The following is a 1,725-nucleotide window of genomic DNA, read 5'->3' on the forward strand; positions in this document are numbered from 1 at the left end:
TATCAAACCAGTTCTCTTGATTCTGACACTTGGGTTCTAGAAAAGAAAATCAATGACATTTTGAAGCTAATGTTTTCAAAATCTGAACAGCTAGGTAACATTGTAGGAAAAAGTAATGTTGCAAATGGCATTCAGACAAGTGCAAATAAATACTACATTCATAAAGAAATCAAATCTGAAAATGGTTTTATTTATTTTGAATATGATGGAATTGAATACCACATTGAAAAGGAATTAACTCGCCCTTACTTCGAAACGAATCGTTCAGGTGATGATAGTTTCTATACTTATAAAGACGTTGAACCTAATTCATTTGTTGTTTACCCATACAAGAAAGTGGGTGAAAGAATCCAGTTCATTGAATACGATGAACTAAAACGTCAATATCCTAAGTTATTTGAGTTCCTGCAGGTTGTAAAAGTCCATTTGAATGATAAGAAACGCTCTATTAAGCCTGACCCAACTGGGCCTAATGAATGGTACAGATACGGGCGTAGCCAAGCATTAGAAAACTGCGATGTTGATCAGAAGCTGATTGTTGGTATTCTATCTAATGGATATAAGTACAGCATTGATAACCATAGAACTTTTGTTTCTTCTGGAGGCACTGCGGGCTATAGCATTATCAACATTCCTAATAACGTTAGATACTCTATCTATTATATCCAAGCAATCCTTACATCAAAGTACCTTGAGTGGTTTGCTTCAATATATGGTGATATTTTTAGAGGTAGATTTGTTGCTCGTGGGACAAAAGTTCAAACTAGAATGCCTATTCCTACTATTGATTTTGATGATCCAAAACAGAAAGAAATACATGATACGATCAGTTCAAAGCAACAGTATTTGAATAAACTGTATAGCCAAACTCAAAAATCAGCTGATAGAGATAAAATCATATTCGAAAGGCAATTTGAACAAGAAAAAATCCAAATGGATTATTTGATTAAGAATCTTTTTGACTTGGGGGATTTAGATTCCGAGATTCCAACAGTAGAAGATCTATACAAAAACCTATAAGGTTACCAGATAAAATCAATGCAGCTAAAAGCTGCATTGATTTTTTATGAGCCCCCGACTTTTTAAACCCTACTTACGTAGCCTTCTATCTCTAAGCTTCTTCCATATTTCTACAAGTTTTTCATTTTCTTCTTGAGTGAAACCAAGCGTGCCTAAGATTAGTGAACCTTGTTGTCGAATTACCCTCTCTATTTGACCATCTTTAATCAATAGGTTAAGTTCTTCAACGTTATGTTCTAATCCTTCAACGATAGGGATATATAGTTTTTCTATCTCGGATGGGACAAGTTCAAGAACGCCACCGCCGTAAAAGCGTCCTTCGAGTTCGGCTGTAATGACCGTTATAGGGTTCAAAAAACTACACACTAAGTTCTCAGTACTAGTAACTGTTGAAGAAACTCTATATGCAGTATCAGTGGTATATGCTCTAACTCTGTTATGAATTAAGCGTGGCGCATCGTGACAACGCTTTAACATTCCAATCTCTGTGCTATATACAGATGGGACCTTGAACCAAGGCTTACGTATACGGCACTTATAACGCTTGTGGTATTCCTCTACTTCACCTAACTTTATGTAATTTTTGACACTTTTAGAAAGATATTCAAACTCTTCATCTATATATAAAAAATTGGTTGGTAAACCCTTTTCCTGGTTTTCAACGTGCTGCTTCTCATCATAAATAATTCCGGGGCAATGTTGGCT

Annotated in this window: 2 pseudogenes; one reads left to right on the top strand and one right to left on the bottom strand. The window is 35.4% G+C overall.

Going from position 1 to position 1,725, the window contains the following annotated elements:
- Positions 1-1,020, top strand: a pseudogene (locus E0D98_RS23905) (adenine methyltransferase); the annotation flags it as partial.
- A gap of 69 nt (positions 1,021-1,089) precedes the next feature.
- On the opposite strand, the pseudogene E0D98_RS23910 reads toward E0D98_RS23905, so the two are convergent.
- Positions 1,090-1,725: pseudogene (locus E0D98_RS23910) on the bottom strand (SAM-dependent methyltransferase); the annotation flags it as partial.

Source organism: Escherichia sp. KCJ4928, from assembly GCF_004352695.1.
Taxonomy (GTDB): domain Bacteria; phylum Pseudomonadota; class Gammaproteobacteria; order Enterobacterales; family Enterobacteriaceae; genus ECMA0423.